This window comes from Streptomyces sp. NPDC057253 (assembly GCF_042669125.1).
Classification (GTDB): Bacteria; Actinomycetota; Actinomycetes; order Streptomycetales; family Streptomycetaceae; genus Streptomyces.
The window spans coordinates 19892-35723 of the sequence record NZ_JBHUXV010000016.1 but is presented as its reverse complement, the minus strand read 5'-3'; the positions used below and the strand labels follow the sequence as shown (position 1 = coordinate 35723).

General features: G+C 67.1%; 9 protein-coding genes and 1 pseudogene. 3 read left to right on the top strand and 7 right to left on the bottom strand.

The window, feature by feature from the left end; translation table 11 throughout:
- Positions 1 to 23 precede the first annotated feature (23 nt).
- On the top strand, positions 24 to 2729 hold the full coding sequence (locus ACFULQ_RS11530; RefSeq protein ID WP_383541449.1) for a tetratricopeptide repeat protein: 2706 nt from the start codon (positions 24 to 26) through the stop codon (positions 2727 to 2729).
- Positions 2730 to 2957: 228 nt separating this feature from the next.
- Here the strand turns inward: ACFULQ_RS11530 and ACFULQ_RS11525 are convergent, their stop codons facing one another.
- The 5 genes from ACFULQ_RS11525 to ACFULQ_RS11505 form a co-directional block, all read right to left on the bottom strand.
- A complete protein-coding gene (locus ACFULQ_RS11525; RefSeq protein WP_383541446.1) occupies positions 2958 to 3095 on the bottom strand; it encodes a hypothetical protein in 138 nt (45 codons plus the stop codon).
- 514 nt (positions 3096 to 3609) lie between these two features.
- On the bottom strand, positions 3610 to 4893 hold the full coding sequence (locus ACFULQ_RS11520) for a hypothetical protein (protein ID WP_383541443.1): 1284 nt from the start codon (positions 4891 to 4893) through the stop codon (positions 3610 to 3612).
- Complete coding sequence (locus ACFULQ_RS11515) at positions 4890 to 5159, bottom strand: hypothetical protein (protein ID WP_383541441.1); 270 nt, start codon at positions 5157 to 5159, stop codon at positions 4890 to 4892. Before ACFULQ_RS11515 ends, ACFULQ_RS11520 begins: the two co-directional genes overlap by 4 nt.
- On the bottom strand, positions 5156 to 7819 hold the full coding sequence (locus ACFULQ_RS11510) for an SUMF1/EgtB/PvdO family nonheme iron enzyme (protein WP_383541438.1): 2664 nt from the start codon (positions 7817 to 7819) through the stop codon (positions 5156 to 5158). Before ACFULQ_RS11510 ends, ACFULQ_RS11515 begins: the two co-directional genes overlap by 4 nt.
- Positions 7816 to 8592 (bottom strand): class I SAM-dependent methyltransferase, encoded by a 777-nt coding sequence (locus ACFULQ_RS11505; RefSeq protein ID WP_383541436.1) that lies wholly within the window; start codon positions 8590 to 8592, stop codon positions 7816 to 7818. The genes ACFULQ_RS11510 and ACFULQ_RS11505 overlap by 4 nt, the downstream gene beginning before the upstream one ends.
- A 1042-nt stretch (positions 8593 to 9634) precedes the next feature.
- Here ACFULQ_RS11505 and ACFULQ_RS11500 point away from each other — a divergent pair.
- Both ACFULQ_RS11500 and ACFULQ_RS11495 read left to right on the top strand, forming a co-directional pair.
- Positions 9635 to 12073 carry an alkaline phosphatase family protein gene (locus ACFULQ_RS11500; RefSeq protein ID WP_383541434.1) on the top strand — a complete coding sequence of 813 codons (2439 nt, stop codon included), beginning with the start codon at positions 9635 to 9637 and terminating at the stop codon, positions 12071 to 12073.
- 219 nt (positions 12074 to 12292) lie between these two features.
- A pseudogene (locus tag ACFULQ_RS11495) lies at positions 12293 to 13600 on the top strand (IS1380 family transposase).
- A gap of 172 nt (positions 13601 to 13772) precedes the next feature.
- On the opposite strand, the gene ACFULQ_RS11490 reads toward ACFULQ_RS11495, so the two are convergent.
- Both ACFULQ_RS11490 and ACFULQ_RS11485 read right to left on the bottom strand, forming a co-directional pair.
- A complete protein-coding gene (locus ACFULQ_RS11490; protein WP_383541431.1) occupies positions 13773 to 14840 on the bottom strand; it encodes a pentapeptide repeat-containing protein in 1068 nt (355 codons plus the stop codon).
- Positions 14841 to 15073: 233 nt separating this feature from the next.
- Entirely contained in the window at positions 15074 to 15814 is a 741-nt protein-coding gene (locus tag ACFULQ_RS11485) for a DUF2637 domain-containing protein (protein ID WP_383541646.1), read from the bottom strand.
- Positions 15815 to 15832: the final 18 nt, after the last annotated feature.

Here is a 15832-nt window from a genome sequence, read left to right as displayed (position 1 = left end):
GACTGGTCCCCAGCACTGGCGACGTGTTCGTCGAGCGGGAACATCGTGATGCTCTAGCTCGCGCCCTGGACAGCTCGCAAGACGACGGCGTCGGACATGCGACCGGCGCACCTGTGAAGGGGCGCGTGCTCACAGGCACCGGAGGCGTCGGCAAGACCTCCATGGCCGCTGACTACTGCGATCGTGTCGTCGACGGTGACGACGACGTAGACGTGCTGGTCTGGGTGACGGCGAACGACACGCCTGCCGTGACAGGCGCCTACGCCCAGGCAGCCCGCGCTCTCGAACTGGTCCCGACTGGTGAAGACTCCACGCTTGCCGCCGAGCAGTTCCTCAACTGGTTGCGCGATACCAAGCACAACTGGCTTGTCATCCTCGACGACGTGTACTCCCCCGGCGCGCTCGAGGGACTTTGGCCGCCCCGGCACACCGCTGGTAGCGGCAGGGTCATCGTCACTTCACGCAGCCGCGAAACAGACCTCGCCACAGCCAGCGGCCACCCCTTCCTACCTGTCGGCCTCTTCACCCCCGAGGAATCCCTCGCTCACCTGCGCAACACACTGCAGCGGGACGTACCCACCGACGGCGGCGCGGACGCGGAGCTGGCAGGATTGGCCGATGACCTCGGTCATCTTCCCCTGGCGCTGTCACGAGCCGCCGCTTACCTCGACTACAACGCCTCATGCAGCGTCTCCCGCTACCGACAGCTGCTCGCTGACCGCCGGCTCACCCTCGAACGGCTTGTTCCGGCCGTGCGCGGCGGTACCGCAACCAGCTCACTGGCGGCTCTCTGGGACATCTCCATCGACCAGGCCGACCAGCACACCGGCATGCTGGCCCGGCCGATGCTGGAGCTGGCCTCCGTCCTCGATGGGACAGCGGGCATCCCCACATCATTGTTCACCAGCGAGGCCGCCCGTGCCTGGCTGACCGAGCACAGCAAGTCAGACCGCCCCATCGACGATCTTGAGGCGGAGCACACTCTGGCAACGCTGGATCGACTCCATCTCGTCGATCACACGCCGGGTGACGGTGACAACACGTGGCTGGTCCGCACGCATCAGCTCATCCAACGCGCCGTGCGTGAGCAGCAGTTCCCCGGCTCATCGCCCAACCTCCGCACACAGCGCAGGAAGGCTGTCCTGACGGCGGCGGCCCACGCCCTTCTGGACATCTGGTCCGGCACCGAGAGCGACCAGGACTTTGGACAGCGGCTGAGGGCCAGTGCACGCGCATTGGCCGCCCACGACCAGGACGGGGAGAGCCAAGCCCTCTGGCAGGACGAGACCGCGTACACCCTGTTGTTCCGGCTGGGTACCAGCGCGGGTAACGCCGGTGAAATCGCCTGGGCACGCGCCCATTTCGAGGTGGTCTGCTCGCTCGCCCACCACCACCTGGGCCCCGACCATCCACACACCCTCTTCGCCCGCAGCGAGCTAGCCCGCTCGCAGAGCCGAATCGGAGACCATGCCGGCGCAGTCCAGACCCTGGAATCTCTCGAAGCGGACCTCACCCGGCTGGACGGCCACGATGCCCCCGAGACGCTCGTAGCCCGTCACAATCTGGCCGTCGAGCGGGGTGAAGCTGGCGACGTGCACGGCGCCATCGTCGCACTCACCGAGGTCCTTGCCGCCCGGCGGCGCAACAGGGCGGGCAGGGATGCAGAACTCTCCGTCCTCCACAATCTGTCGTTCTGGAAAGGCGTCGCGGGAGATGCGGCAGGGGCCGCCGCCGCCTACCTCGAACTGATTCCAGGTATGGAAGAGGAATTCGGTGTCGACGACGAACGCACCCTGACCGCCCGACACAACCTGGCCCGATGGCAGGGAGAGGCGGGGGACCCCGTCAAAGCCGCCGTGTCACTTGAGACGCTCCTGCCCGACCAGATACAGGCACTCGGCCCCCGGCACCCGCGTGTCCTGACCACTCGGCAAAGCCTCGCCCGGTGGCAGGGAGAAGCCGGCGAGACCGACAAAGCGGTCGACGGCTACCGGTCACTGATCCCCGACATGGGCGAGGTCCTTGGCTCAGATCATCCGGAACTGCTCGCCGCTCGCCATAACCTCGCCCGTCTGCAAGCGAGAACAGATCCGATCGCCGCGGCCGAAGCCCTCGCCGACCTCGTCGCCGACAGAGTCCGAGCCCTCGGCGCCTATCACCCCGACACACTCAGCTCCCGGCAAAGCCACGCACTGTGCCTGGGGTGGGCAGGAAAGCATCAGGAGGCTGTTAAAGGTTTGACGGACGTCCTCCGTGACCAAGAGCACCATCTCGTCCCAGAAAATCCGAGCATCCTCAACACGCGCCACGGCCTCGCTGTCATGCGTGGTAGTGCGGGAGAGTCCGAGGCGGCCGTCATCACGCTCAAAGAGCTGCTCCCCGACCAGAAACGTGTCCTTGGACCAAGCCACCCCGAGACGCTGGCAACCTTCGTGGATCTCGGCCACTGGCAGGGCCAGATGGGCGACGCGCGAGCGGCGGTCGACACCTACCAGGCAATGCTGGACCATGTCGAAGACCACCTCGGCCAAGACCACGTCGCCACGCTGACCGCCCTCGACAAGCTCGCCATGTGGCAAGGACACGCGGGCCGTCCCAGGGAAGCGGTCAGCACCCTCACCCGCATGCTCACCGACACCCGACGCCTCCTGGGCCCTGATGACCCCAATATCCCCATCATCACCAACAACATCGCCTACTGGTTCAATCAGGCCGAAACATTGGAATAGCGTCACAGACTTCGGAGGGCGCAACGAGAGACACGCGCCTGGCGAGCTCTAGACAAGGCCCTCCCTTCACATGAGCGGACCGGACAAGGTGAGCTGCCCCGAGTTTCGTAGCGACAGATCTTGTGTGTTTCAGGCGGCGTTCGGAGTGGCCAGGGAACGGTAGTAGGCCGCCTCGAACTCCTCGGGTGGCAGGTAGTCGAGTGCGGAGTGCAGGCGCTCGGTGTTGTACTAGCCAACCCACTGCACGACGGCGCATTCGTCCTGGTCAGCGTCCCGCCATGGGCCTTGGTGTTCGATCAGTTCGGCCCTGAAGGTGCCGTTGAGGGCCTCGGCCATCGCGTTGTCGTACAAGTCCTCAACGAGCACCTACCATCCCTCCAGGGAACCGGTGTTGCGGCGCTCGCCTTGTGGCGCCCGTCCGCAGGTCAAGTGCCGCATTCGTGTGGCTACGGCGGCGCTATTTGGGGGCTGGCACAAGTTCCGGGCTCTGTGCCAGACCCCACTTCACCGCCCTAGCCAGCGAGGCGGGACGTCGATATGGCGGAGCTCGTCGGCATCAGGGATGAAGACGATCTAAAGCCGATGCCGTGGCTGTGTTGGTGGTCTCTGCGGTCAGGTGATCGTGAATCCCGCTGTGCCAGTCGGCCAGCGGCTGAGGTTGCCGGCCATGGCGGCCAGGAGCTGCTGCACGTTGGTGCGGGCCAGACCTCGATAGCGGCTTCTGCTCAGGCCGTGACCTCGGACGTTTTACGAGAGGGCGGCCTCGATGCCAGCACAGATCGCGTACCGCCGCTGCCACGGCTCGGTCTGCTCGTCAAGCATCTGGATCTCGTTCAGTGCCCGCAACAGCTCTGCGTGTGCGCCCGGCAATCACGGCGTCCTATGCCTGCCTCCCCCCGCCCCGCAGAGATGACAGGACCAGGCGCCCATACCGTGTCGTGAGGGCTGCGGCTGTGGCGGCGACCGACAGGCCGAGCGCGATCAGCAGGTGTGCCGTGGAGTGGTCGTCGAGAACCTGCAGGATGCTCAAGGCAGTGCCGAGTGGCAGGCCGAGGATGGTGAGGACGCCCAGGGCCCCGCTGATCTGCTGGCTCTCCTGGGTCTGGACGAGCCTGCTGTAATCGGCCGCTTCGGCCAGGATCTCGTCGAAACGGGCGGGCAGCCGGTGCTGGTTCTGGAAGGCGAGGAGCAGATCGTTGGCCGCACCATGGGCGGTGAGGTGCTGGCGCCAATAGGTGCTGCGGAAGACGGCGATGTTCCGTTCCAGGGTGGCGACGCGACGGGCGAGGCGTGAGGAGTTGAACACCTCGGAGAGTTCGTCGGTGAGTTCGTCGACGTGGTCGCGCTGGAGCGCGCCGAGGAGCAGGGCGTCGAGGTAGACGGTACGGGAGTGCAGGGCGCCGAACTCGAAGAAGTCGCCTGTACCGGTGTCGGGGCGGTGGCCGAGGAAAGCGGCCCCCTGGCGCAGCACCAGGGCGCTCCAGTCCGCTGAGATTCTGACGGCGTCCTTCAGCTGTTCGGCGGCGGTCTCCGGCGGCAGGGGGAAATCCTCTGGTGTGGAGCGGGAGGCCAGTTGCCATAGCCAGTGGTCCGCGGCGGCCGGCAGCGCCCCTTCATCGCCGGTGCGGAGGGCGGGGGTGTGCCGCTCGGTGGGGGTCATGAAGGCGATGGTGTACGGGCGGGCTATGGCGAACGGCTGGTCGGGGTCCCGGACGTCGGCGATGCCGGCGAGGAGGCCGGCCGGGTCGAAGGGGCCGGTGAGTAGTTCTTCGGCGGGGTTCGGCCGCCGTCCAGCCAGGGCCCGCAGAATGGGCAGAAGTGGCCTTTCCACGCTCAAGTGCAGGACGACGAGGGCGTGTTCGGGGTTGCGGGCGGTGGCCGCTTTGAGGAGTTCCATGCCGAGCAGGTGCAGGCCGTCCTGTTTGACGTCCAGCGGCAGGTGCCAGCGGCGTGGCCGTCCGGGTGCCCCATACAGGGCGCGGGCGGAGGCGGGGGCGAAGTAGGTGGACCGGGTCTGGGCGTCGGTGCGGCGGCTGCCCAGCTCGAACGGAAAGGGCCCTTCCGGCCAGCCCGGGACGCGGAGCAGCCGCACCGGCAGCACGACGGTCAGCTCCTGGCGTGCCCCTGTGACCTCCTCCAGCAGCGGGACTCCGGGGGCGGTCACCGGTAGTACTCGGCCGGGTCGGGCTGATCGAGGCGGATGACGAACTTCGCCCGGTCGGGGCTTTCAGCACTGACGTGGAAGCGGACGCGTTCGCCAGTGCGGATGGTGCGGAATCCCTCGGTGACAATCTGCCGGTAGTCGAAGCCGTAATAGCGCTCGTCCTCGTCGTCCCTGACCACGTAGGTGCCGAGCGCACCGCTGAGTCCTCCGCCACTGGGACGCCGGTCCACGATGGTGCCGTGACGCGGCCCGCCGCCGCTGCTCATTCCATCGCCCCCTCTGCCTCGGATATCTCACGTGTCTCAAGGTCCTGCACGCATCGGAACCCGACCGCGTTGCTCCCGCCGCGCTTGCGGTAGATGCCCTTGCTGCTGGCCTGCACCGCCCGCATCGGGTTGTCGTAGCTGCCGCCGCAGATGACGGCCTCGCCGGGATCGTCCAGGCTGGTGGAGGTCCATTCCCAGCAGTTGCCCACCATGTCGAGGACGCCGAACGGGGAGCGGTTGCCCGGCCGTTCGTCGACGGGCGTCGCCCCGGCCTGCCGTACGGCGTCGCCCGCGAAGTCCCGATACCACGCCTGGTACGTCACCACCGGTCGGCCGACCCAGGTGTCGGCGCAGTTGACGCGCGTGTTGTCGGGGGTGTCGCCCCAGGGGAACAGGCGGCCGTCGGTGCCCCGGGCGGCGGCCTCCCACTCCAGGGAGGTCGGTAGCCGCTTGCCCTCGAACGCGGCGAAGGCGTACGCGCTCCACCAGCTGACGCAGATGGCCGGATAAGCGTCGTAGCGCGGGTTGTCGTAGTAGTTGGTGTGCCGCAGCCGGTCGCCCCAGGGATGGTGGGTGACGCCGACCGGCTGGTCGGGGTGGTCCCACCTCGATGTGCCGTCCGCTTCGAGTGCTTCGAGGAAGCCGCGGTAGCGCGCCACGGTCACAGCATGGCGGTCGAAGCGTACAGGCTGCTCGACGCGGCGGAGCAGCAGCCGTTCGGCCGGACCGACCAGGTACGTCCCGGCGGGCAGCACGCAGTCGTCCGTCTCCCGACCGCCGGGCAGGCCGGCGAGGAAGTCGCGCACCTGCTCGGTGAGGAAGGCGCCGCCAGGTAGAGCCGCGGCCAGGTCCCGGTTGGCCGGCTCGGCAAGGAACCTGGCGGCCATTAGTTCCTGGTAGGCCGTGTGCACGAAGGCGACGTGATCGAGCCCTGCGGGCCGCAGCAGCGGAGCAAGCGCACACGCGTCGAGCTCAAGGCGATCGTTTGCGAAGGCATCGGCCCCCAGCTGCCGGTGGATGTCGAGGAAGGAGAACACGGTGCGGTCGGTCAGGAAGGCCTGTCCTAACGCGGCGGGCAGCCGCTGCTCCAGCTCCGCTCGGCCGCGCTCGGCCAGGGTGCGCGTGATGTGCGAGCTCAGGATGTCGGCGAGCGGCTTGCCCGCGGGCAGGTTCAGCGCCGTGGTGAGACGCGTCTCGAGCGGAGTGGTATCGGGTTCGGCCAGGCGTACGACGTGGAAGTGCGGCACGCGGGCCGGGTCGACGCCGTTGGCGTACATCTGCTCGACCAGCTGCTCGGAGCGGCCCGCGCCGCTGTCGAGCAGCTGACGAATCTGGGGCGAGTCCGCCAGGAAGGACACCCGCGAACTCATCACCACCGCCGACTCCGCGGACAGCACAGCCGCGAGATCGGCGAAGAGCCGCAGGAAACCGGCCGGGCTGGCTTCGTCAACGCCCTCGTCTACAGCGTCCAGCACACACAGCGCGGTCCCGGAACGGATGAGATAGAGGAAGAGCTCGTAGGCGCGCGAGCGGTCCGCCGTCATAGCCGGAGCGAGCAGGCGGGCCGCGTACTCGGAGAACGGTTCGTCCTTCGGTTTCAACCCAAGGTCGAAATAGAAGCGGAAGCGGCGCAGTTCCTGATTGACGGCCAGCGAGCGCAGCAGCGTACTTTTGCCGCTCCCCGGACGACCGGTGACCAGGACGTTCGCGCTGCCGCGCGCCAAGCCCGTCAGGAGCTGTGCCGCGTCGCTGGACTGCTCCAGCGACGGTTCGCCGGTGCGCGGGTCGGTGGTCAGCACCGCGGCGGCCACAGCCGTTCTCGGCTCCGCCGAGTCGCCGACGGAGGTGAGAGCGGCGAGGTGGCCGTCGAGATTGACGAGGGTGTCGACGAATCCGTCGTAACGCACGATCCGGAAGTCCAGCCCCAACACGGGCTGGAGAGCACCGGGCACCGCACCGCCGTCATCCTCCAGGACGACGAACCGGGTGAGCTTGGGCAACGGGGTGCGTAGCAACTCCCCACCGGTGGAGGTCAGAACGGTCCGCAGGTCGTCGGCGTCCCGGGAGAGCATCAACTCCACGTACTCCAGCCGCATCCCCGCCTCGCGGCAGAACAGCTGGTACACCGTGTCCGGGCTGAGGACGAACCGCTTCGCCCGCCGGTAGCCGAGGGTGACGTACAGCCCGGCCAAGAACTCGCAGCGGCGCGCTACCTCGGGCGCCATGTCCGGCTCCCCGCCCAACAGGGCCGCGCTCCCGGTGTTGGTGAACCAGACCAGCACGTCTACGAGCCAGCGGACCGCCAGCAGCCCGTCCTCGTCGCTGATGTCGTACCCGTCGTGCGTGGACCGGTTGCGCAGCCGGCGAATGTCTTCGAGCGCGTCCACCACCGTGCTGCTGCGGATGTACGGCCGGCAGCGCTTGACCAGGTCGTTCAGGGCCTTCGTCGACGGGTCGCCCTCGACGCCATGGTGACGCCACAGCTCCTTGAGGAGCTTCTCGGTCAGCTTCCCGACCAGGGCGACCGCGTTCTCCGGATAGCCGTCGTTGAGGGACCGTAACGGCCGCTCCAGATCCAGCCCCAGCCGATCGGCAATCCGCGCGTGGTCATCGAGTTCGCTCCGCAGCCGCCGCAGCCGTTCATCGACCAAGGTGCTCACGCCGACTCCCCACCTCGTCGACCGAGGACGAACGCGAATCGGTCCGGAAACACCAACACCGGCTCCGGATGCACGACCCGCATCTCCTCGATGCCCTTCTCAAGCTCACTGTCGGTGAACGTGGAGAGCAGGGACATGTAGCGGGCTCGCACCATGCCGAAGTACTTGTCTCGGTCGATGCGCAACTCATGCTCGACGTAGCTGAGACGGGCCTTCAGCCCGGCCGCCCGCAGGTGCCCCTCGATGACGGCCGGGTCCGGCTGCAGCTCTTCAAAGCGCGCCAGGGCCGCCTCGTACAGCGGGTACTGGATGGTAGCCGGGAGCATCACCACCAGCAGTCGGCCTCCGGGCGCCAGCCGGCCAGCCAGACCGCGCAGCGTGTGTGCCGGGTCGGCCACGTGATGCACCGACTCCTTCAGCCACATCGCATCGAGCTGTTCGTACGGCAGTTGGGTGTGACCTTCGGCGATGTCCTCGGCGGAAGCGACGACGGGCGCCAGGTCGGCCGGAGGCGGCGTCCCCAATTGACCGAGCATCGCCGCGGAAGGATCAACGCACAGAATGGGATGTTGGGGATGAAGCTGCCGCGCCACCTCTGTGGCGAACAGGCCTGTACCGGAGCCGATGTCAGCCACCCGGTCTGTGGGGCCAAGCCGCAACGCCTCAACGATCCGGCCGGACATCCAGGGCACGTAGTCCGGACCGTAGACCCAGTGCTCGTCGTACTCGGCCGCCAACCCGTCGTAGTGCCCGCGCACGTCGCGCCCGTCCACGATCCCCCTCGTGTGTCGCCGGTTATGCCGTACAGGGCAGAGGACAGGTTATCTCGGGTACTTGATCGGCAACAGGCGGTAACTGGACGTTGGCCGGCTGTTGTTGTGGGAACCACGGGGAGATCGCGGGTCCGGGACCTGGAGTGGTTCCGGGCACCGTTCTCGGTGTGACGAGAGTCCACCCGCGCCGGACGTACCAGCCGATATTTGAACGTACTCTGCTTTCCCGGGCTTGAAGGTTACCCGTGGGGGTGATACGCAAAGTTCGCTACGCAAGGGGGCGGACATGGTGCAAACGCGTGCGGCCAAGGTCGAGCATCAAGTCTTCGGGGACGCCACACTGCCGCCCCTGCGGGCTGACACGGGCGAGACGTTCAGGGAGATCTCCTTCTATCCCTCGCCGGGATCAGGGTCAGTGCTGCTCTCTGTCGAGAGGGCCGTTCCACCGCTCGCTGCGAGTGCACGTCAGCAGTCCGCATACTCAGCTGCGTCCCCAGCCGTGGTTGTGGCCGGGGATATAACGGACGGAGATGCGGGCGCCGACCTCAGGGCGGCGGTGCCCTTGCGTCGTCCGCCGATTCGTCGACCAGGAAGCCTTGAGGACACACTTGGCGACTCCGGCGACCTGATTGACGTCGGACCTCCGCCCCCACGAACGTTTTCCCTGCGGATTCTCGTGGGGCCAGAAGGCGGTCCGTTCCGCGAGTTCGACGTGCAAGCACCCGGGGGTGCGGGGGCCGAGTTCGCGGTTCCAGGAGAGTTGCATAAGCCGCAGGCCGCTCCGGCAGCCGTTCCGGACGGCTTGCGCCCGTCGCCGCTCGAACCGCGGCCCACTCCAGGACGCCGTCGGCGCCCACCGCGGTGGGTGTGCCGCATCTACAACGCGGATTCCGTCTGGCTCTACTGCCGTGCATGGGTCACCTTCAGCGTCGCTCGAACGGTTCATGTGACCGCCATTCCCCGGCAGCGCATGACGGAGGTCTTCGAAGGTGCGCTGCGTGGTCTGACACCCGTTCTCCGCGTTAGTAGGGGCGGGCTCCGGGTGGCGCTGCCGGACGTCGCCGCACAGCTGACGGGAATCGATCCGCTGGAGGTTCCCCGCGAGGGCCTGAAACTGCGGTCACTGTCTTTGGAGATCCATCCCGTGGAGTACTCGATCATCTCCACCACGCAGATGTTCCGGGAAGCGTTCGAGGATCTGGCTGCGGGACTGCGCGGCGAGGGAACGATCGGGCCGCGGCGCACCGGTCGGCGCGGCGAAGACGCGGCGCCCCGCACCGCGCCGCGCGGCGTCAGCTACCGGGGCAGCGAGGAGCCCGTGGACGTGCCCGACGACTTCGTGGAACGCATGGTCGAGTACACCCTGCGGTTCGGGGCGATGGGCGATATTCAGGAGCACGCCGACGTCCTGCTGGGCGGCGCCGCAAGCAATCAGCTCGCCGTGCTGTTCTCGATACTCGACATTCCGGCATACCTTCCCCGCTTTCTCACCGCGTCACTCGAGAACAGTCTCGCTATGCGCGTCACCCTGACAGTCACCGACCTCCAGGCCCGCGGGAGTGCTTCCGCAGACGTCCCGGTTGTTGGCTCGATCACCGCCGCCGGTGAGCTGATGGTGGATCTGATCGAGATACGGCTCTACGCCCTCTTCGCACCCTTCTTCCGCAGGCGTCCGCATCCCATCGGTGAGATGCCGGATCACCCGCAGTACCAGCTCTACCGCGACGAGTTCACCAGAGAGACGCCGGTCCACTTCCTGACCCGATTCGTTACCGATATCCGCGACCTGGACGTCGACGGACTGGATGCGTCCTCTGACATCAAGATCGCTCTCGCGGAGATGCTGGACAAGATTCCGGACGAATGGGATGTGGAGCGGGGTATGTCCGAGGGGGTCCGGGAATTCCTCGAGACCCACCGTGAAACACTTTCCACTCATGCGGCCACGGTGCTGCTGACGATCGCAAATCGGGACCACTGGCTGCACAACGTGCGACTTGACGGGCCGGACGCGTTGATCGAGACCTTCGATCCGATGGATGAGACGCCTTACCACCTGCCCCCGATCCCGCGGGCGCTCGGGCAACCGATCGACGGCCCCATGCCTAACGGCGCAGACGCGAACCTGGCGACCATCGACCACATCGTCGTGGTGACCATGGAGAACCGGTCGTACGACCACATGCTCGGCTTCCTCACGCACACGAGCAAGCGAATTCAGCCGGACGGGCCGAGGGTGGATCTGGATGGCCTCACCGGCAAAGAACGCGTGCCCCTGGCGCCGGGCGCTGCCGGCCGCGTGTCCCCGACCGCGGGCAGTGACGCGTGCTTCCGGCCCGACCCGGACCATGGCTTCTTCAGCGTGCGGGACCAGATCGGACCCGGTGGCGAGATGGACGGGTTTATCCCCTCTTTCCGGCGCAGGCTGAACGAAGCGCGGGAGATCAACCAGGACCAAGGAATCCAGGGGTCTCTCAACAACGAACTGCGCATCCTCGGGTTTCAGACGGCGGCCAGCGTTCCGGTCTTCCAGTACATCGCACGCGAATTCGCGGTCCTCGACCGGTACTTCGCGGCTGTTCCAGGACCCACCCAGCCCAACCGGGTATGCATGCTGACGGGCCGAACCCCGGCACGGACCAACAGCGAGCTGACCCAGGACCTCGGCTATCTGACGGACGTGACACTGTTCGACTTGTTGAGCGCGGCGCGTGTCGGGTGGCGCTACTACGAGGGGGACATCGGCTTCTTGCGGATCTTCAACCGGTATCGCGTCGACTTCGAACGCATCCGGCCGCTCTACGAGTTCCTCGATGGCGGCAGCGATCCGCTTCCCCAAGTCACCTTCATCGACCCGAACTTCAGCGATGTGCCAAGCGGCGATCCGGCTGCCGACGATCACCCACCGGCCAACGTCGGATTCGGCCAGGCGTTTCTCTCTCGGGTGCTCAGGCGGGTGTTCGACTCCCGATCGTGGCCACGCACTCTACTCATCATCACCTACGACGAGCACGGCGGCTTCTACGACCACGTCCCGCCACCCGGCACGGACGCTTTCAGCGCCGCCAACCCACTCGTCGCCCGCGAGGTGCCGCGAGTGCATCCGCAGATAGCGCACTACGGCGTCCGAGTCCCGGCGCTGGTCGTCTCGCCGCGGATACCCCGCGGCGCACAAAGCGGCCGACAGATTTACGACCACACCGCCATAATTCGCACTATCCTCGAGAGGTTCGCACCCCGCCAGCTCCGCTACACACCGGTCCGAGTCAGGCGCTCCCGACACCTGGGTGAACTGCTCACCGCGGCCCCGAGGGTCTCCATCCCGCCGCCACCACAGTTGCTCCCGCCAGCTACGCCCCGTGGCGGCCCGAGGTGGAGTGCCCCGAACAGCGCCGTCCAGTATCACGAAATCCGCGAGGACCCCGAGGATATGCGGGTATTCCTTCAGCGGCTCGGCACGCCGCTCCCGCCCGCACCATAGCGGCGCGAGCTGCAGCACGAGGCGACACCCGCCTCGGTGCCAGTCACTGGCCCGCAGGCCGCGCGGTGAGATGCACGTACCTTGTCCTACGTTTCTAACCTCGCGCTTCACGAGGTGGGCTGTCCGACTGATGACCAAGAAAGCAGAAAGTGCCTCTGACCAGCGAGAATGAGAATTGCCGAGGTCCTTGTTCCCGCCACCGCCGGAGGCACTTTCCAGGTGAAGAAGCGTATCGGGTCCTATCCGCGTGTCCGCGTCGAGGACGGTGGCCGCGGAGTCGTCTCGCAGGCCGGGGCGGTGCTACTGGTCGAGACGGTCCGCAAGTCCGGTCTGGATGCGGCGATATCAGCGGCGCTTGTGCCATGGCGCAAGCCGCGGGCGGTGCACGATCCAGGCAAGATCCTGCTGGACGTCGCGCTTGCGGTGGCGCTGGGCGGGGACTGCCTGGCCGATGTGGGCCTGCTGCGGGCCGAGCCGGCCGTGTTCGGGCCGGTGGCCTCCGACCCCACGGTCTCCCGGCTGATCAGCAAGCTGGCGGCGGGCGGACAGCGGGTCCTGGCCGCGCTGCGCACCCCCGTGCTGAAGTACGCGAACATGTATGACGGTTGGCCGGTGAAGCAGCACCGGACGCGGGCGGGCACGTGATCGTGGACATCGACGGCGTCCTCGTCCTGGCGCACTCCGAGAAGCAGGACGCCGCCGCGACCTGGAAGAAAACGTTCGGGCACCACCCGCTGATGGGATTCGTCGACCACGGCCGCGGCGGGTCCGGCGAGCCGGTCGTGGGCCTGCTGCGGCCCGGCAATGCGGGCTCCAACACCGCCGCGGACCACATCGAGGCCACCAAGCTGGCCCTGGCCCAGCTGCCGAAGCAGTTGCAGCGCGGCTGGCAGACGCTGATCCGGTGCGACTCCGGCGGCGGCACCCACGAGTTCGTCGCCTGGCTCGCACAGCGCGGAAGATGGCTGTCGCACTCGGTCGGCATGACCATCACCGACGCCATCCACCAGGCCGTCCTGAAGGTCCCGGCCTCGGCCTGGACGCCCGCCGTGGAACCCGACGGCGACATCCGCAATGGCGCCTGGGCGGCCGAGCTCGACGGCGACTGCCTCGAGGGCTGGCCGAAGGGCATGCGGCTGATCGTCCGCAAGGAACGCCCGCACCCCGGCGCCCAGTTACGCTTCACAGATGCCGACGGCATGCGGCTGACCTGCTTCGCCACCAACACTGCCGGCGAGGCGATCGCCACCCTCGAACTACGCCACCGGCAACGGGCCCGGGCCGAGGACCGCATCCGCGCCGCTCGCGCCACTGGCCTGCGCAACCTTCCCCTCCACGGCGCCGCTCAGAACCAGATGTGGCTGGAGATCATCCAAATCGGCCTCGACCTGCTCGCCTGGATGGCCTTGCTCGCCCTGACCGGACAAGCCCGGCTCTGGGAGCCCCCGCCTCGCCGGGCACTGGCCCTGGACCGACGTGATCACCGATGCCCTGGACCGGCTCCACGCCCTGCCGAACCCCGGCTGACCAGCAGCGTTCCGTCCCTACGAGCAGTACCACCCCGACCGGAGCCGTGGAACCCGGCGCACACCCGATGCGACAGCCGGGCGCTCAACCTGCCCAGACTCCGAAAATCCACACCACCACTCACCACAAAGGGTCCGTCAGCAAGCTGACGGACCCTCACGCAAGATCGAGGCTAATACGGCAGCTTGTTGTGACGGATTGATTCGTCTGCCTCGACCTCCTTGATGCGCGCAGCCACAGAAGGAAGCTCGGCGATATCCGAAGGCAGCTTCGTCTGAGCAGTGGGATACGCCGAGATGATCTGCTCAGCGGTCAACCCGTTTGCGTTCTCGAAGTCTGCCCCTCCGATCCTGGCGCGCGTGAGGATGGCCCGCTCCATGAAAGCTGAGTCCAGCATCGCACTCACGAGATCGGCATCCGTGAGATCGGCGCCGACGAACTCCCCTCGCCATATGTCCGCTGCCCGCAGGCTAGCCCCCCTCAGGCTCGCACCTGACAGCCTGGCGGCCCGAAGATTTACCCACCCGAACGCCGCACGATCGGCGACGGCATCCTGGAAGTCAGCCATTTCCATGTCCGCGTCACCGAAGTTGATTCCCCTGATGTCTCCATGACTGAGGTCAGCACCCGCCAAGTGGAGTTGCCCGAGGTTGATATCTACATCCAAGTTCCGGCGGGATGCGGAACGAGATAGCGCAGCCAGGGCATACTGCACATCCGCGTCAGGCGGAAAGGGAAGGCGCTCCTCTGGTGTCGGCTGTACAACGGCCTTACGGCGAGCAGCACGTCGTAGAGCAGCGATGCGCTCTCCACGGGGAAGATGCGGTGCCCCATCCAGACTAGGGCGGCGAGGTGCACGCTGCCGAATGAAGGCGTTCAGAACCCTGGCCGCGTTGGCGGCCTGGTCTGGCGCGTCCTGAACGATCTGCTCCAAAGCCAGCACCCCTCCAAGACGTACGTACAGTTCACTCGACCCGAGCCGCTCAAGAGCCTTGGTGAACCGGTCAGTAACCTGCCCGCGACGGCTCAACCGGTAATTGAATGCTGTGAAGATCAGGGCGATGCTCGCACCGAGTACCACCAGGAGCTGCACAACAGCTGTACGGAACCCGGTGACTAGGGTTGCGGACCCGGAGCGCAGATCCTTCTCACTTAGATGCTCGCCATCGATCCACCAGGGTCCACGCATGACAAGCATTACGGCCAGGACGATCGTTGCCGCGACTGCGGCTCCAGCCAAGATCCATAACGTTCTGGATACCTTCTGAGGCCTGCTCATAGCTCATGGAACCGCTGTGCCACTACGTAGGTAAAGGGCCGTTCAGCCCGGGGCGCCCAGTCGAGCCCATCAGTCCTTTTCGAACCTCAGCCCATCAACCCGCGCCCAGCGACGACGCCTCCTTCCACATGACCTTGCCGGAACACCAATACCCAACCAGCGCCTCGCCCGCCCTGCCAGATGCCGACCCGAGCTCATGAACGACCGCGGCTCCCGTTCACGTGCGCCCCATCCACCGCATCCGGGATCCGGCCGGACCGCCGCCAGCGCGCCAAAACAGCCCGCCCGTAGTTGTTCGTGCCAGCCACCCGATCCAACTCCGCCCCACTGGGCGTACGACCGGCGACCAGCTGCCGCCGAAAGTGCTCCCACATCACGGCCTCGGCCGTCGCCCCTGCAGACCGAGACCGATCGCTCACCGCCCCAACCTCTGCACGTCCCGTCTCCTCAGGGTCTGTCGGCTCTCGGCTGCCGCGGCCTGTCTCTCGCCGCACAGCCTCGATCTCGCCTCGCTCCACCGTGCCTGCCCCACGACCATCCGCTCCCCTCGCCTCTCGGTCTCGCCGTGAAGCGCCCTCTCGCCAAGTCTCGCCGCGAAGCTCCGACGGACCTTCCGCACTCTCGCCGTGCTCGCGACCGGGGGCACGGTGCACCAGCAACTCCACCGACAACAACAAAGCGACCGGGGGCCAGCCCGCCACCAACATCGGCCGCCACGCGAGCGCCGGAGCCGCCGCCACATTCGCCGCCAACGACACCGCGATCCCGAGAAGGAATGCCAGCCAGACCACTGTCCGCGCCCGACGCCCACCATTCGGGGACAGGTTCAGCAGCCCCACCGTCGCCAGCAACAAGAGCCCATCAACAGACAACGGCCACAACGTCGCGCTCACCGCGTCCGCCCCACCCTGCAGGGCGAACTCCCGCTGATGCACGTACGAGGCATACCCGGC

Excerpts from the sequence above, each read along its gene's own strand:
- ACFULQ_RS11515 (WP_383541441.1), bottom strand. The coding sequence starts at position 5,159 with ATGAGCAGCGGCGGCGGGCCGCGTCACGGCACCATCGTGGACCGGCGT.